Genomic DNA, 24,534 nt, shown 5'->3' with positions numbered 1-24,534 from the left:
TGGTCATGGCGCGGACGGAGCAGGCCCGGCCGGCGGCGCGGCGCGGGTCGGCTGGCAGCGAGGACAGAAGTAAGTCGACCGCATCATCGTCCCTTGCCGGCGCATCTGGATCGCGGCGCCGCAGTCGTAGCAGGCGTACCCCTCGCGGCCGTACACGCTGACTGGCCTCCTGCGGTCTCCGCCGGCGCGCGTCGTGCGTGTGGTCATGTAATGTGCGGTCGGCCCACGGTACGCGCTGGCGGCGTCCCGCGGCTCGACGTTGGCTTGCAGGAGGCGGCGGCCGACGTCGAGCATCGCGGAGAGCTCCTCGTCGGAGTACGCCCGGACCGGGGCGAAGGGGTCGAGCCGCGTCCGGAAGAGGAGCTCGCTCTTGTAGATGTTGCCGATGCCTGCGACGACCCGCTGGTCCATGACGGCGACGCCGAGCGGCGCCTCGTCGAGGGCGCGCAGGCGGCGGAGCGCCTCGGCGGCGTCGAAGGCGCCGCCGAGCAGATCCGGGCCCAGGCCGCCGAGGAGGCGATCGCCGCGCAGGGCGCTCGCGCGGAGCAGGCGCGCGACGGGCGCGCGGAAGCAGACGGCGACGTAGCCCGGGACCGCGAGGATGGCCGACGCCGTCGCCTCGGACCGCCTCCAGCGCTCGCCCTCGCGGTAGAGGTGCCAGGCCCCGCTCATGCGCAGGTGCGTGTGGAGGACGGTCCCCTCGTCGAAGAAGATCAGGAGGTTCTTGCCGCGCGCCTCCACGCGCTCGACGCGGCGGCCGACGAGCCGGCGGCACGGCTGGTCGCTCCGGGGCAGCTCCAGCGCGACGACGGGCGCGCCCGTGAGCGCGGGGCCGAGGGCGGCGGCGATGCGGAAGAGGGTGTCGCCTTCAGGCATGAGCGGTGTCCGGAGGCTCTGGTGCGGACCGGCCGGATCGCAAGGGGCACGAGCGGAAGGGTCAGGCCCTCACCGCATCGCCAGCCTCGTCTCGCGCTCGTCCGAACATGGTTGCTCCCTTCCTCGGTCCGCGGCAGTCGAGCGTCGCGACCCTGGAGAGCCCCTCGATGCCTCACCCGACCTTGTGCCCCGTCGTCCTGCTGGCAGCGTCGCTCTGCGCGTGCGCCGCGCCTGCGCCCGCGCGCGTCGACCGAGCGCCGACCGAGCGCCCGATCGCCGTACCCATCGCGCCCGCGGCGCCGCCCGTCGCTCCGGACGCCCCGCCCGACGCGGCCTCGCCGCCGGAGGTCGAGATCCGAGGCCGCCAGATCCTCCTGGACGGCCGGCTCGTCGGCGACGCGAAGAGCATCGTCGAGCTCGGCCGGCTGACCAAGATCGATGAGCTGTTCGTGCAGCTGGACGCGCGCCGCGCCCGCGAGAGCGACCGCGGCGCGCCCGCGCAGGGCGAGATCGCCGTCGTGGCGGGCGAAGCGGTCGCCTGGATCGTCATCGAGAGCGTCTCCCGGACGGCGGCCTACGCGGGCTACCCGGTGTCGCTGCTGCGCACCGGCGCGGGCGGGCTCCGTTTCCGCGCGCCCGTGCCCGGATCTCCGGGTGAAGACGCCTCGGAGCCGCCGTGGCCCGAGATCGCCGTCGATGTCCGCGAACGCGACGTGGAGCTGAGCCTCTTCGAGCTGACCGTCGCCCCGCCGAGCGCCTCGGAGGGCGGCGGGTTCGTCCGGACGCTCGTGAAGCGCGAGGTCGTGGGCCCGCAGCGGGAACGCGCCTCCGCCGCGCTCGCGGAGCTCGCCGAGGCCGCGTGCGCGAAGGCGCCGCGGACATGCCTCGACCGCCTCGGCCTGCGCGCCGTGCCAGGAGCGAGCCTCGCCGACGTCGAGGAGGTCGTGTCGACCACCCTGGGCCGCGCGCGGCAATGGACGGAGCGACCGCCCGGCTCGAAGCAGGAGATCCTCCTGCTCGGAGCCCTCCCCCGCGAAGGCCGGTTCTCGCCGGGCTCGTGACGCCGACGCGGCAGCGCGAGCGGCCGTCTCGCGCGGCGCGAACGGCCGCGGACGGCTCCGCCGCGCTCAGGCCTTTCGATCCGCGCGCGGGCTGATCACATACCCCTTCCGCGCCAGCGCGTGCCGGAACCCGGCTTGCAGGTCCCGGTGCGTCGCGAGCTTGCCGAGCTCGATGCCGAGCTCGATCACGGTGCGGGCGATGCTGGGCGAGGCGCCGACGACGCTGCACTCGGCCCCGAGGAGCCCCGCGGCGCGCGTGGCCTGGAGCAGGTGGTTGGCCACCGCGGTGTCGACCGACGTGACGCCGGTGATGTCGATGATGACGAACTCGGCCTGGTGCCGCTCGACCGCGGCGACGAGCGACTCCACGAGCTGGGCGCCGCGCGCGCTGTCCATCTGGCCGACGAGCGGGACGACGAGGATGCCCGGGTGGATGGGGATGCTCGGCGTCGAGAGCTCCTGGATGAGCTCCATCAGCCGCCGCTGGGTCTCCAGGAGGATCGACTCCTGGCGCTGCGCGTCCTCGATCTTCTTGCGCTCGGTGATGTCCTCGACGAGCCCGAGGAGATAACGGCCCTTGCCCACGGCGTCCTCCATGGGGACGAACCGGGCGCGGCCGATGCGGTCGCCAAAGCGCGCCGAGGGGACGCGGAGCTCCGGGACCTCGACCGGCACGCCCCCCGCGAGCACGGCGCGGCTCTCGGCGTCGATCTTCGCGGCCAGCGCCGGCGGCAACAAGTCGCTGGCGCACAAGCCGATCAGCTCTCCTGGCGCGTGGCCATGGAACTCCTCGAAAGCCTTGTTCACCCGTACATAGCGGAGCTCCGCCGCATCCTTGACGAAGAGCATCAGCGGGAGGTGCTCGACGATGCTGTCGAGGAGGAGGCGCGCGTTCTCGAGCGACGCCTCCGTCGCCCTGCGCTCGGTGACGTCGTCGTAGACCACGGCGGCGCACCGATCTCCCACGGCGAACGACCACGTCGTCATGACGCGCGTGCCCTCTTCCCAGGGGACGATCACCTCGCTCTCGTCCGTCCCGCCGCAGCGGATCAGCTCCGCCAGGCGCTGCGGAATGCCGACCTGCCGGAGGCTGGGGACGCTCTCGTCCATGGTCCGGCCCAGCATCGCCGCGGTGGGCCTGCTGGCGATCCGCTCGGCGGCGCGGTTCATGTAGACGTACCGGAGCGACCGGTCATCCTCCGGGTCGTCGAGGGTGATGAACGTGCAGCCGAGGTGCATGGACTCGACGACCTGCGCGCACCGGCGCTGGTGCTCCCGGACGCTGCGTTCGCCTCCATCGATGAGGCGGAGCAGGGCGCCGCGGCCGCCGCCGATCGTGCAGGCGAGCCCGCGGAGCATCCACCGCGGCGCGCCGCGGCCCTCGTCCGGGAGGTCGATCTCGGCGCGATCGACCTCGCCCGAGAGGATCGCCTGGATCCGGGCGACGTCGGCGGCCGCGGGCGCCAGCGACAGGAGCACGCGATCGCCCTCCGGCGACAGCGGCAGGCTCGGCGCCCCGAGCCCCGAAAGGAGGCGATCGAGCTGCTCGTTCTTGCACAGGACGCTGCCCCGCGCGTCGATGACGAGCGCGGGGTCGTCCAGGGCCTCGATCAGGAGACGTGGATCGATGTGAAGAGTCTCTGCGCGATCTTCGGCCGTCGTGTGCACGCACCCACCCCGTGAGCCCGATGCGAGGGCCCATCGCGGCCCCCGCTGCTGGAACGTCACAACAGGCCGCATCATCGCTCCGTTCTCGCGCTTCTGCACCCTCCGGGTGAGCACATCCGCCGAAAAAGGGGCGACAGCGTCGCACCGGAGGCGTCTTCCGGCGCCGGTGCGAAGCCCGAGCGGCGCTGGGGCCGCGCGTGGACCGTCAGCTGGCCGTCACGCTGGCGCGGTTTTCCCGAGGCGGCTGCGGCGCCATGCGCCGGATGCAGTAGCTCAGGGCAGCCCGCAGATCGCGCTGCGTCGAGATCGTCGAGAGATCGAGCCCCAGCGCGACCATCGTCTGCGCGACGTTCGGCTTGATGCCGGCGACGATGCCTTCGGCGCCGAGCAGGCGGATCGCCGCCACGAGCTCGATGAGGTGGCTCGCCACCTTCGTGTCCACCATGTCGACCCCGGTCAGATCGAGGATCGCGAAATGGGCTTGTTTCTCCGTGATGCGCGCGAGCAGCGCATCCATCACCTCGGCCGTCCGCATGCTGTCGACCACGCCGATCATGGGGAGCGTCAGCACGCCGTTCCACACCTCGATGATCGGCGTGGAGAGGTTGCGGATCACCTCCTGCTGCTTCTCGATCTGAGAGAGCCTGGCCCGCAGCTCTTCCTGCGCGCGCTTCACCGCGGTGACGTCGAGCGAGAACCCGAGCACCGCGTCGACCTCGTCGCGCTCGTTGAGCACGGGGACAACCCAGCTCTCCCAGTGGACGCCGTGCGCCGTGTTGTGGTCATGGGCCATCGCGCCGGCGAGCGCTCTCCGCAGGACGATGCGGTCTTTCTCGGGATAGAGCTCGAGCAGGTTCTTCCCGAGGAGCGCGCCCCTCGCGAGCCCGGCGGCGTCGAGCCCCTTGCCGTCGTGGTAGATGACGGTCCCCTCGGTGTCGATCGCCCAGAGGACGACCTGGAGGTTGTCTGCCAGACCGTCGAGGAGCCGCTCCTTGAGGCTCGGCTCTGCCGGGCTGCGCTCGCCGTCGGCGTCGGCCTGCCGCAGCGACCCGTGGATCGTGCCCCCTTCGGGCGCCCGGCTCGCGTTGCACCTCAGACGCCGGTAAGCGCCCTGGGCGTCCATCAGGCGCACATCGACCTGCACCGGCTCTGTTTGCTCCTTCAGCCGGCTCCACGCAGCGGCGAAGTCGGCGCGATCCTCCGCATGGACGAGCGCCGAGAGCGAATTGCCATGCGTTATCCCGGCCCCCAGCGCCTGACGGAGCGCGCCGCTCGCGTGAAGCACATCCCCATCGATCCCCGCGATGAAGAGCATCTCTGGACAGGACGCGAAAAATGTGTGCAGCAGCGCCGAAGAGGCGTCCATTTCGTTCGCCATCGTCTCCCTCCCGTTTATGTCCCCCTCAGACAAGATGGCTTGTATCAGAAGCGCATCGCTGTTGAGAAGCCGCGCTCGCGACCGGATGACGTTGGTGCGATGGGCAACGGATCATGCAGCTCCGGGGCTGCTCGGCGCGCGTCACCCGCGCCGCGCTCCGGTGATCGCTGCGGTCAGCGGCGCGGCCGCACCTTGAACCAGAGCTCGAGGTCCACGCGGCCGTCCTTCGGCTCGTCCGTGACGTAGCGCTCATAGGAGGTGAAGTCGTCGGGCGCGAGGCTGCTCTCCCTGAACCAGCACGAATAGATGCTGCGATACGCCTCTGGGATCCCGGACACCTCGCCGGCATAGCGGAAGACGGCGTAGCGGCCCTCGCTCATCCGGCCGCGGAAGAGCGGGGGCGGCAGCGGGACGGCCTCCGGACAGGGCACGCAGGCGTGGTATCGGCACAGCTCGGGGGCGGTGATCTGCGGGCTGTCGTGCGGTATTCCCCAGGCATCCACGGCGTCTTCGCAGAGCCCGAGCTGCCGGGCGGCGGCGATGAGGTCCGACCAGAGGTGCTCGAGGGCCGGGACGTCGTACCCGCCCGGGCTGGCGAGGCACGCGAAGTCGAGCCCGCTCGTGGTCTCGAAGCGGACCCGCCCGCTCCACGCCGCCGCCTCGCGGCGCCGCTCGTCGACCCCGCGCTCGGGCGGGAGTGTATAGAGCTCTTCCGGCCGAAAGTCCTTTCCGTAGAGCGACGTCAGCTTCCCGATCGCGACGGGGAGGCCGCGCTCCGGGCTCCGCACCTGCGACGGGCTGCAGCCGAAGTGCGCCGCGAACGCCTTCGAGAAGTTCGATGCGGACGAGTACCCGGACGAGAGCGCCACATCCATGACGCTGCGGTCCGGCTCGTACGCGAGCCGCAGCGCCGACTGCTCGAGCCGCCTCCGGGTGATGAACCGCCCGATCGGCTCGCCGACCGCCGCGTGGAAGACCCGGTGGAAATGGAACTCGCTGAGGCGCGCCGCGCGCGCGACGTCCGCGACCGTGATGGGCCGCTCGAGGTTCGCGGCGATGAAGCGGAGCGCGCGCTCGATCTCGGGCCGGTGGGCGGACTCCGTCACGACGACCTCCGCGAGGCGGCCCCGGCGAGGGCGAGCGGCGTGCCCGGTGCGCGCGGGCCTTCGAGTCGCATGCCCGCATTCTAGAACGGCTCCGGCCGGAGAGGCGCTCTCCGGCGCTCCGAGCGCGGGCGCGCGGCGGTCGACGCTCCAGCGAACGAACGAGGCGGCGGGCGCCTCGGGGGTCGCCTGGAGATGCACCCGGCTGGTAGGGTTGGGTTGCCATGGATGTCCGAGCCACGCTGCCGGTGACCCCCACCCTCGATCTCCTCGACCTCAATGTATCCTACGCTTACACGCACGCTGTCCGGCTCCTCAGCCTGGACAGGGCGGCGCCTTTCTGGCCCGATCTGGGGCTCCGCATCGATGACGTCGAGGCGGTGAAGACGGCCGCGCGCCGCTGCGTCCGGGCGGAGATCGCGATCGAGGCGCTGGACGACGAGGAGCGGGACTACGAGGGCATGATCGCGGTGCACATCGCGGCGTTCCTCGCCGACGTGGAGCGCTCCCAGGGCACGGCGGCCGCGGCGCAGATCCGCGCGTGGATCGAGGAGCGCTACTTCGTGCTCGACCGGCTGCCGGACTGGCGGACCATGTGGCAGGTGCTCGTCGTGTGGCTATCGCGCCGCAAGGAGCACCGCGTCGCGCGGTTCGGCCTGCCGCTCGACAAGATCGCCAAGCTCTTCCAGATCGCCCGAGCGTGGGCGGAGGCCGAGGACACGCTGGATCGGCGCATCGCCGAGGCGGAGGCGCTCCCGCTGGAAGGATGGGACGCCGAGGCCTACGCGGCGTACCGCGGCGACGACTCCGACCTGAGCCCCCTCACCGCGCTGTCGCAGCACCTGTCCGCGCTCGAGTTCGAGCGCACCTGGGGCGCGATCCGGCGGCTGCTCGGTCCGGCGGAGATGGACGCGCTCGAGCGCTGGGGTCAGGTCGAGGTGCTGGCCCACATGGAAACGATCTCGCCCCACTCGGCGTGGATCCCGCCCGAGGGCCGCAGCCTGTCGTGAGCGCGGCGCTCGCCGCGGGAGCGCCTCCGTCCCGTGCGCCGGGCGGTGCGATTTCCAAACAGACCCGAAGAGCTCCCCGCAATTCTGGGTATGAGCACCCACGTTCCTTCCGCCGACGCCTCCCGCACCGCGACATGGAATTCCGTTCACACCGCAGCGCTTGAGACGCTCCCGCGCTCGCTCCGGCTCCTGGGGGTCGCCGCGCCCGACATCGACGACCTGGTCCAGGACGTCCTGCTTGCGGCGTACGAGAGCCTGGATCGGTTCGATCCCGACTACCCCGCCTCCGCCTCGCCGCCGCTTCCGCGCGAGGCCGACGCGGCCGGCGATCCGCCGCAGCGGGACGGCCGGCGCCCGCGCGGCAACGCGGAGGCCCGGTGGCTCTTCGGGATCGCGTGGCGGAAGGTCAGCAAGCACCTGGAGCGCGCCTACCGCCGCCGCGAGGTGCCGGACGGCTTGCACCTCGGGCCGCGCGGCCAGGCGGTCGAGCCCGGGCCGAGCGGCGAGCAGCGCGTCCTGGAGCGGGAGCGGCTGGAGCTCGCGATCGACGTGCTGGGCACGATCGCCCCCGAGCGGCGGGTCCTGCTCGTCCTGCACGAGGCCTTCGAGGTGCCGATCGTCGAGATCGCGCGCGAGCTCGGCATCAACTACAACACCGCCGCGAACCGGCTGCGCCTGGCCCGAGAGGACTACCGCGCCGCCGTCGCGCGGCTCCGCCCGGAGCAGCGGGAGGCGCTGCGCGGCTGCTGGCTCGCGTTTCCGGTGGCGTCGGAGTTCCTGGCGCGCGACGGCGGCGCGAGCACCTCGGCGCTGGCGGCCCCCGCGCCGCCCGCGGCATCCGCGCCGCCGGCACCCCCGCCGGCAGCGCCTGCGCCGCCCGCGGCATCCGCGCCGCCGGCACCGCCGCCGGCAGCGCCTGCGCCGCCGGCTCCGCCGGGACCGCCGCCGCGCTCGCCTGCCACCGCGACGCTGCCACGGAGGCCAGGAAGGATCGCCGTCGCCCTCGGGTCGGCTGCCGCGGGCGTCGCTGGAACGGTCGCCGTGCTGCTCGCCCTCGCGCCGCCGCCGGCCCTCTGGGCTCGCCGCTTCGGGCCGGTGCTGCCCGAGCTGCGGGCCGAGCTGCTGCCCGCGCGCACCGCGTGCCTTGCAGCGACGCCGCAGCAGGCGCCGGAGCGGGAGCCCGTCGCCCCCGCGCCCGAGGCGCTCCACCGCCCGTGCCCTGCTGCTCCGCGGGCGGCGCCGCGGGCCGGCGGGGCCAGCGAGCGCGATGACTTGTTCGTGGAGGAGCTCCGGCTGCTCGACGTGGCGCGGGAGCGCCTCTCCGCCGGTGACCCGGCCGGGGCGCTCCGCCTGCTCGACGTCCACGAGGCCCGGTTCCCCGCAGGCCGGCTGAAGTCGATACGGGAGCGGCTTCGCGCGGTCGCCCGGACGCGCCTCGCCCCCCCGGCGCACGGCGCGTCGGGAGGAGCGCCCTCGCGATGATCAGGCCCGCGGCCAGACAGGGGCTCGGCGCACATCACGCCCGACGCACCACCCGATCCATCCGATCTCGCCGGCGCGCGGGGCGCCTGGCGCGCGCCGCCGTCGGGGTGGCCATGATCCTGCTCTGCGGCGTGGAGGCGCGCGCCGCGCCGGAGCCGCCACGGGCTTCGATGCGGATCGAGGTGGTGCGAGGCCGGGGCGCCGAACGCTGCCCCGACGAGGCGTTCCTGCGCGCGGAAGTGGCGCGCGGGCTCGGCGCCGACCCCTTCCAGGACGACGCGCCGCGGGTCCTCACGGTCAGCGTCGCGCCGGACGGGCCGGAGCTCACGGCCTCCATGGCGCTGCGTGACAGCGAGGGCGAGACGATCTGGGCCGAGGGGTTCAGCACCCGCAGCGGCTGCGAGGAGCTGCTCTCCGGCGTGGCCCTGGCCATCGTGGCGCAGATCCTGGGCGCGCCGGAGCGGGCTCGCCCGCCAGCCGAGGCGTCGCCGCGGTCCGACCCCTCGTCGCCGCCCTCGCCGCCGCCTGCGCCGGCGGCGCCAGCACCGCCGGAGGCGGCGCCGCCCCCGCCGGAGCCGCTGCGGTTCGAAGCGGGGCTCGGGGCGACCGTGGGCCTGGGGATCACGCCGGGGGCCGCGGCTGGCATGACGCTGTCGCTTGGCGTTCGCCGGTCCGGATGGTCGATCGCGATGGAGGGGCGGGCGCTCGTCTCGCTGGCGCAGGAGGTGGAAGACATGAGCATCAGCACCAGGGCCTTCACGGCGGCTGGTGTGGGCTGCCTGCACGGTCGCCACCTCCTCTTCGGCTGCGGGGTCGCGACCGTCGGCTTCGTCCGGTTCATCCCCCGGCATCCGTGGGACATGACGGTGCGCGACGACCGTCTGTTCAGCGTTGGAGCGCGGCTTGGCAGCGCCTGGGCCATCTCGGACAGCTGGAGCGCGCACGGCTACGCCGAGGCCAGCGCGATCGTGGATGACACGGTGCTCCGGCGCCGGGGCCAGCGGCGCGATACCGCTGGATCCGTTTCGTGGTCCTCACCTCCGGTCAGCGCAGCGCTCGGACTCGGTGTCACGGCGACGTACTGAACGACCTCGCGGAGGCGGCTCTCCTCGCCGACGACGTGAGAATTTTCAAAAGGAAACCGCAATGCTCGATGCAATCGACTGTCTCGCGAAAGCTGCCCGTTGTGGGCGTGGGCCATGTCTACATATCTTGTCCGCCATGCGAACCATCATCCTCCTGCTCGTAGGATCCCTCTTCTTGGCTGGCTGTGACGACCCAGGAGATCCGACCGTCATCGGTCCCTGTCAGCCACAGGAGTACGGCAACCCAGGCTGCCCATGGCCCGAGGAAGGCGGCGGCGGGGCCGGCGGTGAGGGTGGCGGGGGCGGGGGCGGAGCCGGCGGCGGCGACGAGACCGCGTGCGCCGGCGATTGCGTCCCACCGGCGCCGCTCGGCTGGTTCGGCCCGGCGCTCCTCTGGTTCGGCCCGCGGGACCAGGTGCCGGACTGCCCCGCCGCCGCGCCGAACATCGGCTACGAGGGGTTCGCCGACCTGGCGCCCACCCCCCTCGCCTGCGCGGCCTGCCTGTGCGATCCGCCCGACGCGGCCACCGCCTCGTGTCAGCTCCCGCTGGGCTGGTCGGTGCACACGGCGACGACGTGCGCTGGCGACCCCAGCGGCGTCACGACCCCCTTCGCGGCGCCCGACGGCTGGGACGGCGCCTGCACCGCTGCGAACGCGATCCCCGCCGGCCAGGACTGCGGCGGGAGGCCGTGCGTGCAGTCCGTCTCCATCGAGGCGCCGATCGTGACGGCGACCGGCGCGTGCACGCCCAGGGTGGACGAGCCGCCACCGCCGGCGCTCCTCGATCCGTGGCAGACCCGGGCGCTCGCCTGCGTGCCCGGCGCCTACACGGAGTGCGTGGGCGACCGGAGCACCTGCATGCCCTCGCCGGACCAGCCCGGGGTCCCGCCGCCCGGCGGCTTCCTGACGTGCATCTTCCACGAGGGCGACGTGACGTGCGCGGAGCCCTACCTGGTCAGGCACGTCTTCTACGGCGGCGCCGAGGACACGCGCGGCTGCTCCGAGTGCGGCTGCGGGGAGCTGGAGGGCGCGTCGTGTACCGTCATGGCCTCCGTCTACAGCGACGGCGCGTGCGGGGAGTTGCTCGTGTCGGCCGTCGTGAGCTCGACGACGCCGTTCTGCGGGGTCACGCCGCCCGGCGTCGCCCTCGGCAGCAAGTCGGCGGAGGTCGTGGCCGTGGATCCCGGCGGCTGCGCCCCGAGCGGCGGCGAGCCGATCGGCGAGCTGCTGCCGGCCGAACCGTCGACCTTCTGCTGCCAGGCATAAGGCCCGCGAGAAGAACAGGCGATCATCGCCTCGCGCTCGGCAGCAGCAGCTCCATCTCATTCGCGAGCTCTCCGCGCTCCTCGTCGCGGAGGGCCGCGACCAGGGCGCCTGCGAGCGTCCCCGAGCCGACCATCGGCCCGACCGGCTCACGCACCCAGAACGCCGTGATCGACCCCGCGTGCGTGCCGCGTCCCTCGGCCGGGAGCCGCTACACGGCCGCGTAGGCCCGGACGTCCGAGGAGCGGCTGCGCGCCAGGGAATGGGGGCGCTGCCAGCGAGCGTTCGCGGCGTGGTGTTGATGATCGCGGCAATCCGCGGAGATTCGGTGAAGTTCACCGGTGAAATCCGCGCCCGGTGCCGGTGAAACCCGCACCCGACGCCGGTGAAGTTCACCGGTGAAGAGGCCGCTCAGTGCTTTTTGGTGCGGCGCTGCTTGGTGCGGATGGCACTCAGCTCCTTGGCTTCCTTGAGCCGGTAGCTCTCGGCCTCGATCTCGATCACCTCGGCCCGGTGCACGAGCCGGTCGACGAGCGTAACGACGCAGGCGGCGTGCGGAAAGACCTGGCCCCAGTCGGAGAAGGCCTTGTTCGTACTGAGCAGGATCGGCTTCTGCGCGTCGTAGCGACGGGTGACGACCTCGAATAGCAGGTCGGCGTAGCGGCCATCGTAGGAGAGATAGCCGACTTCATCGATGCAAAGAAGGGCTGGAACCGTGTAGCGGTGCAGCCGGCGCGCGAGCGCGGCCGAGGACTCCTGCGCGGCGAGGTCGGCAAGCATGTCGCTCGCGGTCGAGAAGCGGACCGTGTGACCGCGGACGACGGCCTGGTGGGCGACGTTCTTGAGGATCATGGTCTTGCCGACGCCGTTGGGGCCGACGAGCACGGCGTTGTGGCCGGTGGCGAGGAAGCCGGGAGCGAAGAGGTCGTCGACGGCCTCGCGGTCGATTTTCTTGGGCCAGGACCAGTCGAAGTCCGCCATGGGCTTGAAGGCGGCTACGCGGGAGTTTTTGAGGCGGCGATCGAGGCTGCGTTTTTGGCGCTCGCGCTCCTCAATGGCGAGCACCTCGCGAAGCCAGGGCTTTTCGGCGAGCTCCTCCCAGCAGGCCAGCAGACCAAACAGGCCGAGGCTTTTCAGGCGGGCCTTGGTCTCGGTGGGCGTTAGATCGGTCATGGCGTCGGGTCCTTCTTCAGGGCGTCGTAGGTGGCGAGCGAATGCGGCGTGACGACGAGGGCGGCGTGCTGGCCGCGCGTGACGGGGATCGAGACTGGAGGCGGCAGGTGGCGCTCGGAGCGCCGGCGGTCGATCACCTGGCGCACGGCGCCGACGTGAATGGTGTCGCGCTCGAGCACCTCGACGAGCGCCTCTTCGAGCTCGGCGGCGCCGACGGCGTCGAGCAGGTGCAGAAGCCGGGCGATGGCGCTGCCGACGTTGTCTCCGCGCTCGGCGAGGATGCGCAGGAATGCCTGGCTGCTGCGGGCGGCGCGGGCGAGGCGATCGAGGCCGCGATGCTCGCGGGCGCGGCGCTTCTCGTCGACCAGGCGCTGGATGTGCTCGGGTTGCTCGATCTGCTGGCCGCGGTCCCACGAGCGGACATGGGTCGCGACGATCTCGTTGCCGTCAGCGATGCGCACCTGTTCGAGGTCGGCGAGGACGACGAGCGTGCGGCTCGTCCGGTCGTGGGGAACAGAATAGTCGTTGAGATCGAAACGCGCGTAGGGGGTCTTTCCGATCTCGACCTCGACGCGCTCATGGGCTGGAAACGGCGTGTCGGGGTGCCCGAGCAGCACGCGGCTCTCGTCGTCGAAGGCCTGCCGCACGGTGCGGGCGCGGTCCTCGACCCAGGAGCGATCGAGCGCTGCGGAGCTGGTCCACTCGGTCGCTTGTCGGTTGAGGTCGTCGAGATCGGTATAGGTCCGGGCCTCGAAGAATGCCTCGCGGACGTAGCGGATGGCGCGCTCGACGCGGCCCTTCTCGTTGCCGCGAGCGACGGCGACGGGGCGCGGCTCGAAGCGGTAGTGCGCCGACAGAGCCAGGAGCATGGGGTGGAACCGGATCGCGTCGCCGTGACGCTCCACGACAGCGCTCTTGAGGTTGTCGTAGAGCAGCACGCGCGGGACGCCGTCGATGTCGGCGAACGCCTCGACGTGCCCGCGAACGAAGAAGGGCATCGCTGCGCTGGGGAAGAAGCGCAGGAAGATCCGCCGCGAGTAGCTGAGCACCATGACGAACGCCCAGAGCGGGCGCAGCGCCCGGCCGACAGCCAGCTTGCCGAAGTGCGCCCAGTCGACCTGCGCTTGCTCGCCGGGCAGCGTGCGCAGCCGCTGGAATGCCTCTGCCGGCTTCTTGGGGCGGAGACGACCGATCACTCGGCGCAGATGATCGGGACCGCCCGGATAGCCGCGCTCCTTGAGCATGCCGAAGAGGCGACTCGAGCGCAGCGAGGGATACTTGCCGAGCTGCTCGACGATGAAGGGCACGAACGGGTCGACCATCGACGGGCGCGGCGCGACGACCTTCGGGTCGACGCCCGCTTGCCCGAGCACGCGCTGAACGGTGGTGTGGTGCAGCCCGAGCTGAGCGGCAATGGTGCCCACGGGCCACTTCTCACCGTGGTAGAGGCGCAGCACCTCGGCCTCCTTCTCTTTCGCGATCACCGCCGCCTCCCGTCACCGCGGAGGGCTTCGTGGGACGCGGGGAGCGCGTCGGTGAACAGCTGACCGAGCGCGCCGCTCGCGCAGGGCCCAGGGCGGAAGCCGCGCTCCGCAGAGCGAGCAGCGGCCGACATCTCGGATCCAATCGTCATTGTTGTCCTTTCGGCCGGGGGTGATCTCCGGCGCGAGCTGGGACATCGACGCGGCCGCGGCTTGTGTCACCCTGTGATGCGTCACTTTCTGCGCGGAGAACTTGTCCCGCTGCCGGTCCCGATACCGGGCCTGGCGAGCGGCATGGAGGCGGCGAGCGCGAAGCTGCGTCTGGTAGGCCGCGCCGGCGCGGCGGAGCGACTCACGACGCTGGAGCGGGCGGCAGTCGGGGCAGAGGCGCTGGCCGCGATCGCAGCGACGGCAGAGGCGAAGCTGGACGCGGCAGCGGGCGCAGTGGGCGAGGCGGTAGGCGGACGAAGGCAACGGGCTCCATGACGCCGCTTTCTGGACCTGGAGCCCGGCTTGTGATGAAGGTGGGGGACTCCGGCAACGCGGAGCTCCAGAAGGCCCGAGGGTGGCAGCCCTCGGGCCTTCGACTTTTCGGCGGGCGTAACGTCTACGCCGCGGAGGCGAGCGTGGCCCAGATCGGCGTGGGGACCGGCGGTGAACGGTGAACGCCGCCGATCATGGGGCCGCGGTCTTCACCGATCGGACGCGGGACGCGATGCTCACCGACACGTGGACCGCGCGAACCGATTGGCCCCCGTCGATCCCTCGAAAGCGAAGCGAGATTGTCCGCGACCGGCCACGCGAGTCATCGCTTGCTCCCGACGTCCTGGACATCACGCGCGTGCCTTGGCGAGCTCGACGCGCTCGCTCGCAACGTCTGGCCGCAGCCATACGCACGGGTTCATCGAAGAACGACAGCCTTTCCTGTATCCTCCTGCCTGCTTCTCGAGGCAAACGCGAGCCACCACCAGATACCCCTGAGAGCAAGAGCCTATGACCGCAGCACGTCGTTCAAGGACAATCCATCACAGCCTCGCCCAGCTAATTTCCGCCACCGTACTATCCCAACCCGGATGCACGATCTTCGACGAAATACCAAAGCCGACGTGCATGGATCCATCCCCCGAGTGCCAAGCACTGTGTGCACCAGAAGACCAATACCCTCTGCTGATTTATTGCTTTAGGACAACACCGCTGCAGAACCAATTCGTGAACACGGTAAATTCGAAGAACTGCAACCAATGGCGCGAATTGCTGCAACCCGTCAGCGGCATCAGCCTACTCATAACCCCTGAAAAAATCGGGATAACGCCAATCAAGAAGGACCCCTGCTACTACTAGCCTGTACCACACTGGAGACCCATTCGCCCCACCAGCTGACCTTTAAACAACGATCGCTATCGTCACCCCGCAACATTCGACACATGGGAACATTACCGAAGCCGACAACACGGATTGGATTAGGCATTATTGCGGTCGCCGCCTTGGCGGCGGCATACAATCTGGGAAGGACCTCGGCAGAGAGCGGCAGCCGCCCTCAACGGCACCAGCATGCCGCCAGCGAGGACAATCCCGATCTTCGGTCAGCACTGAGCGTCGCCCAGAAGAGGTTGGCCAGCTGCGAAAAGGCCCTCCAGCGTCACGACCAGCTTCTTCAGAAGAGAGAGGAAACGCTCCACACCGACGAGGACAACCCCACACCTTCACCTCAGCCAGCGCTACCGGAGCGATGCATCGTCGCGTCGCAAGTGAAGCAACTGCATCTCCTGGCCGCGAACTGTGGGAGCATTCGGAGACATTTTGACGCATACAAGACAATACTGGGCAGCAGCACGATCGACTGCGAAATCGTCTTGGACATTCTATCCGTGGCCCAAGGACAGTCCGTCCTCTGTGACGCCATCATAAGAATCAGCGAGGGCGCCACCTACCGAGAGGCCATGAGCGACCCGCTCGCCATTGCCGCGGCGGAAGACGCCTATGCGACCAGGAGCGAACACGGCGACCTCGGCTACATTGAAAAGCTGGTAAAGAACCCAGAGTGCATAGCCCGCATGCGGCCCCAATGAATCGAGCCCATGTCACGCCGTCGCTCATCTCGCGGGAGCCATCGCCCCGCTGATCGGACAGGCCAGGGTCGCCATTCTCACGCACGTACCAGGACTTTAACCCGTAACGGTCGATACATGGGAACGTCACCAAAACCGACAGCATGGATTGGATTTGGGGCCATCGCGGTCGCGGCGCTGGCGGCGGCATACAATCTAGGAAAAATCTCTGTGAAGAGCAACGAACAGCCTCAAGCACGCCAGTACGCCGCCGGCGAGAGCAACCCCGATCTTCGGTCGACCCTGAGCGTCACCCGGAAGCGGTTGGCCAGCTGTGAGACGACCCTCCAGCGTCGCGATCACCATGCTCAGAAGAGAGATGGACATCTCCACGTTAACGAAGGCAAACGCGCACCCTCACCCGTGCCAGAGCTCTCGGAGCAATGCAGAATCGAATCGCAAGCGAGCGAGCTAGAGGTGCTAGCCATGGACTGCAGGGTCTTCAGTGGACTGTTCGGTGCGTACAAAGCCATACTCGGCAGCGACACGATCGACTGCGAAACCATATTGAGCATCCGAGAACTGGCTCGAGACCAATATTCAACTTGCTCCGACGTAATAAGATCTTTCGAGGACGCGTCACAGCCGGATGTTACGAGCGATCGTCGCGGCATCCACGTGATGGAAAGCGCTTACATGTTCAAGAGCTACTACGACGACATCGACATCGATGAACTGGTGAAGAACCCGGCGTGCGTAGACCGTATGCAGGCCGAATGACGCGAACACATTTTACGCCGCCGTTCGTGTCGCGGGCGCCGTCGACTAGCCGTTCGAGCAGGCAAGGGCAGCCCTTGTTTCGCGCTCTGTCAGGTCTTGGAGTGTTCACCATCGCCGCGCTGGCATCGGCGCAAGAGCCACAGCCCCCAGAGAAGTTCCACTGGGACGGCCTCCATCTCAACGGCATCGTTCAGACGAAGCTCCCCCATCTCGCGAGGCTCGGAGTCATTTACGGCGGCGGAACAGCTCCGGGGGCCGTCCATACAGCCATGGTGAGCTTCGGGCAGACCGCGAGCCCCACCCAGGAGCTCAACATCGGGTACTTCATCGGCGTTGGAGTGGGCAAGGAGAACATGTCGACGATAGAAGACAAGAAGCTGGGGATTCACGCCACGTACGAGGCCGGGCCGTTCAGGGCGAGCGCGGCCACGAGCTTTCAAATGTACCAATTGATCGGAGCCGTTCTTCCCATGTTCACCACGACCTTGAGGCCGCAGGCGACCCTTGTCCGGACCACGCACGTCGACATCTTCCTCGGCGGAGACGTCTATTCCCGTAACCTGAACGTCCAGATCGGTTTCACGTGCGGATTACGGTTCAGGGACATAAGAATCTTCGATCGGAGCATGGATGGACTCCTGTCCATCACGGAGATGAACGCTTGGACCAGCGTTCCGGCGCATGGAACCCTCTGGGCGGTCTACGTCGAATCGCGCCTCGGGATCGTCGTCGATCTGGAGCCCGACGAGGGAGACAAGGGAGAAGCGCGCGACCGGATCCGTGAGTATGGGCAGCTCTGATCGGCCGCGCCGGGGATGCCGCTCGCCTCATCGCCCTCGCTCAGGCGGGTTGCGACGCGGCGCTCAGGGCGCCTCTCCCTCTCCCGTCGCGTCGCTCGCGATCGCCTCCGGCTCCTCCTCCAGCGCCTCCTCGACGGCTTGCGCGGAGGCGGCCCGCGAGAGCAGGCGCGGCGTGAGCGACTCGAAATCGTCGCCGTGGAAGTAATACCCCACCTTCCGGAGCGCCGGGTGCCGCCGCAGGAGCAGCGTCCACAGCCGATCCCTCGCGTCCTCGGCCGCGGTCTTCTCCTTCTTCTTGACCTCCACCCGGGCTCCGGCCGGGGTCAGGTTCTCGAGCAGCCACTCGCTCGTCCGCCGGAGCTTCTCGATCTCCTCCCTCGTGAACGGGTGGAGCCCCTTGAGCTCGGCCGCGTGCTCCGTGAACAGCGCCGCGAGCTCCATCCCGTCCCGCGCCATATCGTATTTCCCCGAGCCGGCCCGGATCTGCGCGACACGCTCCCTGTCGAGGAGGCCGCGCCGGGCGAAGAGCTCCGCCTGCGTCAGGAGATCTTCGCGCGGCCCGCCGATCTCCTTCAGCGCCTTGTCGATCTCCTTCGGGCCCGCCGCCCGGGGCAGCGCCTCGCGCACGGCGAACAGGAGCGCCCGCGCGAGGTCCGGCAGCGAAAGGAGCTCGTCGACCGCGATCCTGGGCAGGTGCTCGCGCACGGCCTTCACCTGCTCCTTCGTGCCCAGCACCGCCGCGACACCGCGCTTCACGTTGACCAGCGCGAGGCGCGGATCGGCGCGGCACACCTGCACCTCCCCGGCCGGGAGCCCCGCCCCGATCGCCTGGTAGTGCCTGTACAGGGCCTGGTAGCTCCCGGCCCCCTCCTCTGCCCTGGCCTTCGCCGGGGACTTCTCCGGTTGAGTCTTGAGCTTCGCCATGGTCGCCGAAGCTACCAGGCTCAGCCAGGAGCCAGGAGGCCCTCCGGCGCTGGACCTCGAAGCAGAAAATCAGGCACTCCTGCCTGCGCGGCAGGTCGCGCGACCGCCGGAGGAGGCAGGTTTGTATCCCAGACCACACCATACCCCTCCTCTCGCAGCCTACCGTGCGTGCCAGCTCACACAAGAGGCCGGCAGAACAGCCTGATCCGCCTGATTTTTTGCTTCCGGCCGCGCTCCCGGAGCCACGTCTGCCTACGCTCCGGCCCCTGGATGCGGCACGGCACTCTCCGGTGCGCTCAGCGGGAGCTCCACCACGAACGTCGCGCCGGCGCCCGGCTTGCTCTGCACCCGGATGGATCCGCCGTGCGACGCCACGATCGAGCGCGCGATGTAGAGCCCGAGCCCGATGCCGCCGAAGTTGCGCACCGACACGGCGCGCTCGAAGCGCTCGAAGATCTTGCCCTGATCGGCCTCCGCGATCCCGATCCCCTCGTCCCGGATCACGAGTTGCGCGCGATCCGCCTGCCGGCGCACGCCGATGAAAATAGGCCCGCCGGCGCCGTACTTCATCGCGTTCGACAGGAGGTTGACGACGACCTGCTCCAGGCGATCCGGATCCCAGTACCCGACGACGGGCGCTCCCAGATCCAGCTGCGCCGGGCAGCGGGCGTCCGCGAGCTGGGGGCGCATCCGCTCGACGATCTCATGCACCAGCGCCGCCAGATCGACCGGCGCCCGCGTGAGCGCCAGCCGCCCGGCGTTCATCCTCGTGACGTCGAGCAGCTCGTCGACGAGGCGCCCGAGCCGCGACGTCTGGCGGCCGAGGATGCGGAACATCGCCTCGATCCGCGCCGGGGGGACGCCCGCGAGCGAGCCGCGGTGCAGCAGGCGCTCGGCCGCCTGCACCTGCATCTGCATCGAGGTCAGCGGGGTCTTGAGCTCGTGAGACGCGACGACGAGGAACTCGTCCCGCCGCTCGATGGCCTCCTGGGCCTCGGTGTACAGGCGGATATTGTCGAGCACGAGCGCCGCGCGGCGCCCCAGCTCCTCGGCCAGCCGCAGGTCGGCGGGGCCACAGCGGCGCTCGGGCGCCGTCGCCAGCAGGGTCATGACGCCGAAGTACCGGTCGCGCGCGAGCAGCGGAACCCGCAGGAACGCGTGGACGCCGAGCCGCTCCCAGGGCGGCCTGACCCGCGGGTCGAGCGAACGCACCTGCTGCACCAGCGGCGCGGCGCGGCCATCGACCCCCTCGAATCCGGCCGGCGGCGCTCCTGCCAGCGCGCGCAGCGCGTCCTTCAGCGCTTCCAGCTGCTCGCCGGGCACCCCTGCGACGACCGTCGGGCCCGGCGTCGTGTCCGCCGAGAGCACCTCGACGACACACTGATCCGAGAGCTCGGGCACCGGGAGCTGCGCCACGCTCTCGAAGCTCGCGCCGTACCCCAGCATCATCAGCTTGCGGCTCGCCTCGGCCAGGAAGCGCTCGGCCTGCTCGGCCCGCTTGCGCTCGGTGATGTCGGTGGAGATGCCGCAGAGCACGCCGGGCATGAGCCCCTCGCCGAGAGGGAATTTGATCGACAGGAACGTGTGCAGCCCGTCCTCCAGCGGCACCGTCTCCTCCCACTCCATCGGCGCACCCGTCTCGATCACCTTCCGCTCGTGCTCGCGGACCATCTCGGCGAAGGGAGCAGGGAAGACGTCGGCGTCGGTCCTCCCGAGGAGCTGCTCGCTCGGCACGCCCAGGAGGGCGCCCACCTGCCGGTTGGCGAGCAGGAACCGGCCCTCTCGATCCTTGACGTAGACGCTCGCCGCCGAGTTGTCGACGATGGCCTGGAGCATCTTCTGATTGGCCTTGAGCGCCTGCTCCGCCCGCCGCCGCTCGGCGTTCTCCTGCTCCACCTCGGCATAGAGCATCGCGTTCTCCAGCGAGAACGCCGACTGCGAGGCGAGCAGCTCGACGACGCTGAGCCGCCCGGGGGTGAACACCCCGGTGGCGAGGTTGTTTTCCAGGTAGAGCAGGCCGACGAGCCGAGCCTGGCGCACGATCGGGAGGCACAGCACCGATCTCGGGCGCTTGCGCCGGAAATACTCGTCCTCCACGAAGGGGTGCCGGCCGGCGGCGTCGTCGAGCAGCACGCGCTCGTGGCTCCGGCGAACATAGTTGATGACCGACTGCGGCAACGCGGCCGAAGGCGACTCGCCCGCGTCCAGCAGCCGTACCGCGCCCCCCGGCGCCTCGATCGCCGCGAGCCACAGCTGCTCCTCCCGGACCAGGAGGACATAGCCCTCCTCGGCGCCCGCGTGCTCGACGACGATGCGAAGCAGCACCTCGAGCAGCCGCGGGAGCTTGAGCTCGCCAGAGATGCTCTGCGCGGCCTTCACCACCGACAGGACGTCGAACTGCTCGGCCCGTACGGCGAAGGTGACGGTGGGGGCGATCGGCTTGCGCTCGACCAGGTGAGGGTAGCGCTGATCGAGCTGCTCCACCTTGGCGCGGGCGCCCCAGCGGAAATAGCCGGCGCGGGCGCCTCGCAGGTAGCTGTCGGCGGGTATCGAGAGGCCGCGCGCGCGGTAGAACTCCGCGGCGAGCTCGCAGGCGATGGCCTCATGCTGGACGAAGCCGCCCTCGCGCGCCGCCGTGATGGCCTGCTCGTAGAGCCGGCTGGCCTCCGGCTCACGCCCCAGGAGCCGGGCGATCTCGGCGCGGACCAGGGCGTGCTTGTGGAGGAAGTTGTCGGGGCCGCTCCTGGCCCACGCGCCGAGCTGCCGCTCGCACTCGATCAGCTCCTCCAGCTCCTCGGGGAGCACCCACGGCGGGGACGGCCGCGCCTCGCCCGCGCCGTGCGGCGCGTGCGGCGCGTTGAAGAGGGCCGCGAGCGCGAGCGCGCGATAATAGAAGCTCTCGGCGATGAGCGCGTGCGGACCGATCCTGGGGGGGTGCTCGGCGATCGCGCGGGTGGCCGCCGCGAGCGCCTCCCGGGGAGCGCCGAGCACGAAGAGCGCCTGCGCCTTCAAGCTGTAATAGAAGTCGCGCGCGGCCTCCAGATGCCCCCCCTGCTCCAGCCGCGCCTCGAACGCCGGCGGATCCAGCTCGGACCCGTCCGGCATCGAGAAGCGGACCGGCCTCCCGCGCAGCGTCTGGATCATGGCGTGGCCGCCGAGGAGGGCGTTGAGCGCGAACGTGTAACCGACCCCGCGCACGAAACCGAGGCGCTCTTCGACCTCGTGAAGCACGTCCTCCAGCGGCTCGCCGGAGAGCAGCGGGAACAGCGCGGCCCAGATGCAGTTGGTGCACGCCATGTTCAGGTCACCGGACTCGACCGCGGCGCTGAAGCCGTCGCGCGTGTACGGATACGTCTCTCTGTAGTGGCGTGTCCAGAAGACGACAAAGTGTCCGAAGAGGACGACCACCACCGATTTCGTGGTGAGGAGGCCGCTCTTCTGCGCCAGGTCGTGGCCGAGCCTGCCGAACGAGTAAGCCTCCTTGTATCGCCCGAACCTCGAGCTGATCACCATCGCGAAGGCGGCGTACGCGACAGCGGAGTGCTCGGCGTTGCCGTGGCGCAGGCTGAGCTCGACCATGCGCATGACGGCGAGGTTGTACAGGTTCGGGTCCACGAAGAACGAAGGGAGGGACACGCTCTGCAGCACGCCCATCGTGAGCTTGATCTCCGGGTGGGTCATGGGCGGCAGGTGGATCAGGTCCTCGATGGCCCGGTCGCCCAGGGCCTTCCAGACGCTCTCGGTCTCCTCCTCGACCTGCGCGTCGGTGGGGTGGAGCGGCAGATCGACGTCGCACGCGCGGAGGCACGAGAGCGCGATCTCCACCGCGCGGGTGTATCGCCCGCGGGTGGCGTGCAGCGCGACGGCGAGCTCGACGACGGTGGCCGTCTCGTGCCGGGTCCTCGCGCGATCCATGAGCTCTTCCACGCGCCCCTCGGCTTCCTCGAAGCTGCCGGTGATGTACGCGACGTGCGCGCGCTCGAAGGTCAGGCCGTAGGTCAGGTCGTGGCGCGTCTCCCACGAGGTCGGCGCGAGCAGCGAGAGGCCCGCGGCGAAGAGCACGGCGGCGGACTGGAAGGCCGCGGCCGCCTTGGCCTTCCTGCCGGCGCGGAGGTTCAGCGCGGCGACCTCGTCCCGCTCCGCCTGGGAACGCAGGAGCGAGGCGCCGCGGTTGAGGTGGCCGACGACGTCGAAGAGCGCGTCGTCGCGCTCCTCCGCGCGTCGCGCCCCGAGGAGCAGCCGCCCGATACAGAGGTGCATCTCGGCGAGCTGTCCCGCCGGGATGAGCGAGGTTGCGGCTTGCTGCACCCGGTCGTGGAGGAAGCGATAGGCGCCGTCCCGGCGCAGCAGCAGCCCCTCCCGCACGGCCTCCTCGAGCGCGTCGTGGAGCTCCGCCGCCGGACGGCCCGCGACCACCGCGAGCGTGTCGAGCTCCAGGCTGCCGCCGAGGCACGCGGCGAGCGTGAGCGCGTCCCGCGTCGGATCCGAGAGCCGCTTCAGCTTGCCCGCCATCAGCTCGACGACGTTGTCGGTGAACTCCTTGTCCCGGATCGCGGCGATGTCCCAGCGCCACCTGCCCTCCTCCGGGTCGAAGGTGATGAGCCCCTCCTGGTGCAGCGCGATGAGGAACTGGAGCACGAAGAACGGGTTGCCGCCGGTCTTCTCGTAGACGAGCTCCGAGAGCGGCTCGGCCTTCTCCGCCGGCGCGTGCGGCGCGTGGACCGCCTCGGCGACGATCGCCCCGACATGGGCGGCCGAGAGCGGTTCGAGGACGAGCTCGACGACGGCGGCGCCGCGCTTCCGCGCCTCGGCCAGCGTGAGCCGCAGCGGGTGCGCGGGGCCGACCTCGTTGTCGCGGTACGCGCCGATCAAGAGGAGGTGCTCGGATCCGGCGTAGGTGGCGAGCTGCTCGAGCAACTGGAGGCTCCCCGCGTCGGCCCACTGCAGATCGTCGAGGAAGAGCGCGACGGGGTGGTCCTTCCGGGCGCATGCCGAGACGAAGCGCTGGAGCGTCGCGTGCAGCCGGCTCTGGGCCTCGGCGGGCGGCAGCTCGGGCACGGGCGGCTGCGGGCCGAGGAGCAGCGTGAGCTCGGGGAGCACGTCGGCGAGCAACCTGCCGCTCTCGCCGAGGGCCTCCCGGAAGCGCCGTCTCCAGCCCTCGACTTGCTCCTCGCTCGCGCAGAGGATCTCCTGAAAGAGCGCCCGGAACGCCTGATGAAAGGCGCTGTAGGGGACGTCCCTCGCGGCTTGCTCGAACTTGCCGGACAGCAAGAAGCCGCGCTCCCTCACCACCGGCCTGTGCAGCTCGGCGACGAGCGACGATTTGCCGATGCCCGAGTAGCCCGACACGAGCACGAGCTCTGGCCGGCCGCTCGCGACAACGCGCTCGAACACGGCGAGCAGCGCCGTGACCTCGCGCTCGCGCCCGTACAGCCGCTGCGGGACCTGGAACCGGTCGGAGAGATCGCGCCCCCCGAGCGCGAAGGGGGGAATGGATCCGCTCGCCCGCCACCTCGCGAAGCACTCGTCGAGGTCGTGCCGCAGGCCCGCCGCGCTCTGATAACGCTCCTCGGCGGCCTTGGAGAGCAGCTTGAGCACCACCGCGGAGAGCTGCGGGGGAATCGAGGGGACGAGCGCGTGCGGCGGCCGCGGCGCCTGGGCGATGTGGCAATAGACCCACGCGACGGGATCGCCGGCCTGGAACGGCAGCGTGCCCGTCAGCATCTCGTAGAAGACGACGCCCAGGGAGTAGAGATCGGTCCGCTGGTCGATCCAGCGGTTCATCCGGCCTGTCTGCTCCGGGGCCATGTAGGCCAGGGTCCCCTCGATGAGCCCGATGTGCTCGAGGTGCTGGAGCTCGCGGGGTATCCGGGACGCGATCCCCAGGTCGGTGATCTTCACCTCGCCGGTGGCGGGGTTGAGGAGCACGTTCTGCGGCTTGATGTCCTTGTGGACGACGTCGTGCCGGTGCAGCCGGGCGAGCGCCTCGACGAGGCGGATGGCGAGGGGGAAGAAGCGCTCGAGCGGCGTCGGCCCATCGCTATCGAGCAGCCGATCGAGCGACACGCCGCCGAAATCCTCCAGGACGAGCGCCGGCTGTTCGCCGAGCATCGCGAGCCCATGGGGCATGACGATGGCCGTCGTGTCGAGCGCCCGAGCGATCTCGTATTCATGGCGAAGCCGCTCGGCGGCGCGAGGGCTCGCGTGATCGCGCCGGAGGACCTTGAGCACCACGGGACGGCCGTCATCCTCGCGTACACCCCGGTAGAGAAGGGTGTCTGAGCCCTCGTAGAGGGTCTCGATGATGGCGTAACGGGACGAAGACCCGTGATCGGACGAGACGGGATTGGTGCCCACATGAGCCCTGATGCGGGGGATGCGCGACCCATGCTGCCATGGTC

General features: G+C 70.3%; 18 protein-coding genes. 9 read left to right on the top strand and 9 right to left on the bottom strand.

Annotated elements, in window-relative coordinates; translation table 11 throughout:
- Window positions 1-3: 3 nt before the first annotated feature.
- The gene (locus WMF22_RS19480; protein ID WP_437300560.1) at window positions 4-876 is read right to left on the bottom strand and encodes a DNA-formamidopyrimidine glycosylase family protein; all 873 of its coding nucleotides are present in this window, start codon (window positions 874-876) and stop codon (window positions 4-6) included.
- A gap of 107 nt (window positions 877-983) precedes the next feature.
- On the opposite strand from WMF22_RS19480, the gene WMF22_RS19475 reads away from it, so the two are divergent.
- A complete protein-coding gene (locus tag WMF22_RS19475) occupies window positions 984-1,937 on the top strand; it encodes a hypothetical protein (RefSeq protein WP_438036681.1) in 954 nt (317 codons plus the stop codon).
- 66 nt (window positions 1,938-2,003) lie between these two features.
- Here WMF22_RS19475 and WMF22_RS19470 read toward each other — a convergent pair whose 3' ends face one another.
- The 3 genes from WMF22_RS19470 to WMF22_RS19460 all read right to left on the bottom strand — a co-directional run bounded on the left by WMF22_RS19470 (window position 2,004) and on the right by WMF22_RS19460 (window position 6,089).
- Window positions 2,004-3,605, bottom strand: a complete 1,602-nt coding sequence (locus WMF22_RS19470) for a PAS domain-containing protein (protein WP_438036680.1) — start codon at window positions 3,603-3,605, stop codon at window positions 2,004-2,006.
- 205 nt (window positions 3,606-3,810) lie between these two features.
- The gene (locus tag WMF22_RS19465) at window positions 3,811-4,971 is read right to left on the bottom strand and encodes a PAS domain-containing protein (protein ID WP_438036679.1); all 1,161 of its coding nucleotides are present in this window, start codon (window positions 4,969-4,971) and stop codon (window positions 3,811-3,813) included.
- 185 nt (window positions 4,972-5,156) lie between these two features.
- Window positions 5,157-6,089, bottom strand: coding sequence for an AraC family transcriptional regulator (locus WMF22_RS19460; RefSeq protein WP_437300556.1), 933 nt, complete (start codon window positions 6,087-6,089; stop codon window positions 5,157-5,159).
- A gap of 221 nt (window positions 6,090-6,310) precedes the next feature.
- On the opposite strand from WMF22_RS19460, the gene WMF22_RS19455 reads away from it, so the two are divergent.
- The 4 genes from WMF22_RS19455 (at window position 6,311) to WMF22_RS19440 (ending at window position 10,930) form a co-directional block, all read left to right on the top strand.
- Window positions 6,311-7,096 carry a hypothetical protein gene (locus WMF22_RS19455; protein WP_437300555.1) on the top strand — a complete coding sequence of 262 codons (786 nt, stop codon included), beginning with the start codon at window positions 6,311-6,313 and terminating at the stop codon, window positions 7,094-7,096.
- A gap of 90 nt (window positions 7,097-7,186) precedes the next feature.
- Window positions 7,187-8,578 (top strand): RNA polymerase sigma factor, encoded by a 1,392-nt coding sequence (locus WMF22_RS19450; RefSeq protein WP_438036678.1) that lies wholly within the window; start codon window positions 7,187-7,189, stop codon window positions 8,576-8,578.
- Between the two features lie 113 nt (window positions 8,579-8,691).
- Entirely contained in the window at window positions 8,692-9,663 is a 972-nt protein-coding gene (locus WMF22_RS19445; protein WP_438036677.1) for a hypothetical protein, read from the top strand.
- A gap of 136 nt (window positions 9,664-9,799) precedes the next feature.
- Window positions 9,800-10,930 (top strand): hypothetical protein, encoded by a 1,131-nt coding sequence (locus tag WMF22_RS19440; protein WP_438036676.1) that lies wholly within the window; start codon window positions 9,800-9,802, stop codon window positions 10,928-10,930.
- 22 nt (window positions 10,931-10,952) lie between these two features.
- Here the strand turns inward: WMF22_RS19440 and WMF22_RS19435 are convergent, their stop codons facing one another.
- The 3 genes from WMF22_RS19435 to istA form a co-directional block, all read right to left on the bottom strand.
- A complete protein-coding gene (locus tag WMF22_RS19435) occupies window positions 10,953-11,084 on the bottom strand; it encodes a hypothetical protein (RefSeq protein ID WP_438036675.1) in 132 nt (43 codons plus the stop codon).
- A 254-nt stretch (window positions 11,085-11,338) separates the two neighbouring features.
- Entirely contained in the window at window positions 11,339-12,100 is a 762-nt protein-coding gene (locus WMF22_RS19430; RefSeq protein ID WP_438032200.1) for an ATP-binding protein, read from the bottom strand.
- The gene (gene istA, locus WMF22_RS19425; RefSeq protein ID WP_438032199.1) at window positions 12,097-13,584 is read right to left on the bottom strand and encodes an IS21 family transposase; all 1,488 of its coding nucleotides are present in this window, start codon (window positions 13,582-13,584) and stop codon (window positions 12,097-12,099) included. Before istA ends, WMF22_RS19430 begins: the two co-directional genes overlap by 4 nt.
- A 515-nt stretch (window positions 13,585-14,099) precedes the next feature.
- Here istA and WMF22_RS19420 point away from each other — a divergent pair.
- The 4 genes from WMF22_RS19420 to WMF22_RS19405 all read left to right on the top strand — a co-directional run bounded on the left by WMF22_RS19420 (window position 14,100) and on the right by WMF22_RS19405 (window position 17,209).
- Complete coding sequence (locus WMF22_RS19420; RefSeq protein ID WP_438032198.1) at window positions 14,100-14,246, top strand: hypothetical protein; 147 nt, start codon at window positions 14,100-14,102, stop codon at window positions 14,244-14,246.
- 759 nt (window positions 14,247-15,005) lie between these two features.
- Window positions 15,006-15,650 carry a hypothetical protein gene (locus WMF22_RS19415; RefSeq protein ID WP_438036674.1) on the top strand — a complete coding sequence of 215 codons (645 nt, stop codon included), beginning with the start codon at window positions 15,006-15,008 and terminating at the stop codon, window positions 15,648-15,650.
- A gap of 117 nt (window positions 15,651-15,767) precedes the next feature.
- Entirely contained in the window at window positions 15,768-16,409 is a 642-nt protein-coding gene (locus WMF22_RS19410) for a hypothetical protein (RefSeq protein WP_438036673.1), read from the top strand.
- Window positions 16,410-16,510: 101 nt separating this feature from the next.
- Entirely contained in the window at window positions 16,511-17,209 is a 699-nt protein-coding gene (locus WMF22_RS19405; RefSeq protein WP_438036672.1) for a hypothetical protein, read from the top strand.
- A gap of 63 nt (window positions 17,210-17,272) precedes the next feature.
- Here WMF22_RS19405 and WMF22_RS19400 read toward each other — a convergent pair whose 3' ends face one another.
- Complete coding sequence (locus tag WMF22_RS19400) at window positions 17,273-18,133, bottom strand: hypothetical protein (RefSeq protein WP_438036671.1); 861 nt, start codon at window positions 18,131-18,133, stop codon at window positions 17,273-17,275.
- A 252-nt stretch (window positions 18,134-18,385) separates the two neighbouring features.
- The gene (locus tag WMF22_RS19395) at window positions 18,386-24,490 is read right to left on the bottom strand and encodes an AAA family ATPase (RefSeq protein ID WP_438036670.1); all 6,105 of its coding nucleotides are present in this window, start codon (window positions 24,488-24,490) and stop codon (window positions 18,386-18,388) included.
- Between the last annotated feature and the right edge of the window lie 44 nt (window positions 24,491-24,534).

This window comes from Sorangium sp. So ce204 (genome assembly GCF_051526795.1).
Classification (GTDB): domain Bacteria; phylum Myxococcota_A; class Polyangia; order Polyangiales; family Polyangiaceae; genus Sorangium; species Sorangium cellulosum_B.
Note: the sequence above shows the minus strand (reverse complement) of the source record. Positions and strands in the feature narration are given on the sequence as shown.

Excerpts from the sequence above, each read along its gene's own strand:
- WMF22_RS19450 (WP_438036678.1), top strand. The coding sequence starts at position 7,187 with ATGAGCACCCACGTTCCTTCCGCCGACGCCTCCCGCACCGCGACATGG.
- WMF22_RS19475 (WP_438036681.1), top strand. The coding sequence starts at position 984 with ATGGTTGCTCCCTTCCTCGGTCCGCGGCAGTCGAGCGTCGCGACCCTG.
- WMF22_RS19420 (WP_438032198.1), top strand. The coding sequence starts at position 14,100 with ATGAAGGTGGGGGACTCCGGCAACGCGGAGCTCCAGAAGGCCCGAGGG.
- WMF22_RS19480 (WP_437300560.1), bottom strand. The coding sequence starts at position 876 with ATGCCTGAAGGCGACACCCTCTTCCGCATCGCCGCCGCCCTCGGCCCC.
- WMF22_RS19465 (WP_438036679.1), bottom strand. The coding sequence starts at position 4,971 with ATGGACGCCTCTTCGGCGCTGCTGCACACATTTTTCGCGTCCTGTCCA.
- WMF22_RS19440 (WP_438036676.1), top strand. The coding sequence starts at position 9,800 with ATGCGAACCATCATCCTCCTGCTCGTAGGATCCCTCTTCTTGGCTGGC.
- WMF22_RS19415 (WP_438036674.1), top strand. The coding sequence starts at position 15,006 with ATGGGAACATTACCGAAGCCGACAACACGGATTGGATTAGGCATTATT.
- WMF22_RS19445 (WP_438036677.1), top strand. The coding sequence starts at position 8,692 with ATGATCCTGCTCTGCGGCGTGGAGGCGCGCGCCGCGCCGGAGCCGCCA.
- WMF22_RS19410 (WP_438036673.1), top strand. The coding sequence starts at position 15,768 with ATGGGAACGTCACCAAAACCGACAGCATGGATTGGATTTGGGGCCATC.
- WMF22_RS19455 (WP_437300555.1), top strand. The coding sequence starts at position 6,311 with ATGGATGTCCGAGCCACGCTGCCGGTGACCCCCACCCTCGATCTCCTC.
- WMF22_RS19400 (WP_438036671.1), bottom strand. The coding sequence starts at position 18,133 with ATGGCGAAGCTCAAGACTCAACCGGAGAAGTCCCCGGCGAAGGCCAGG.
- WMF22_RS19430 (WP_438032200.1), bottom strand. The coding sequence starts at position 12,100 with ATGACCGATCTAACGCCCACCGAGACCAAGGCCCGCCTGAAAAGCCTC.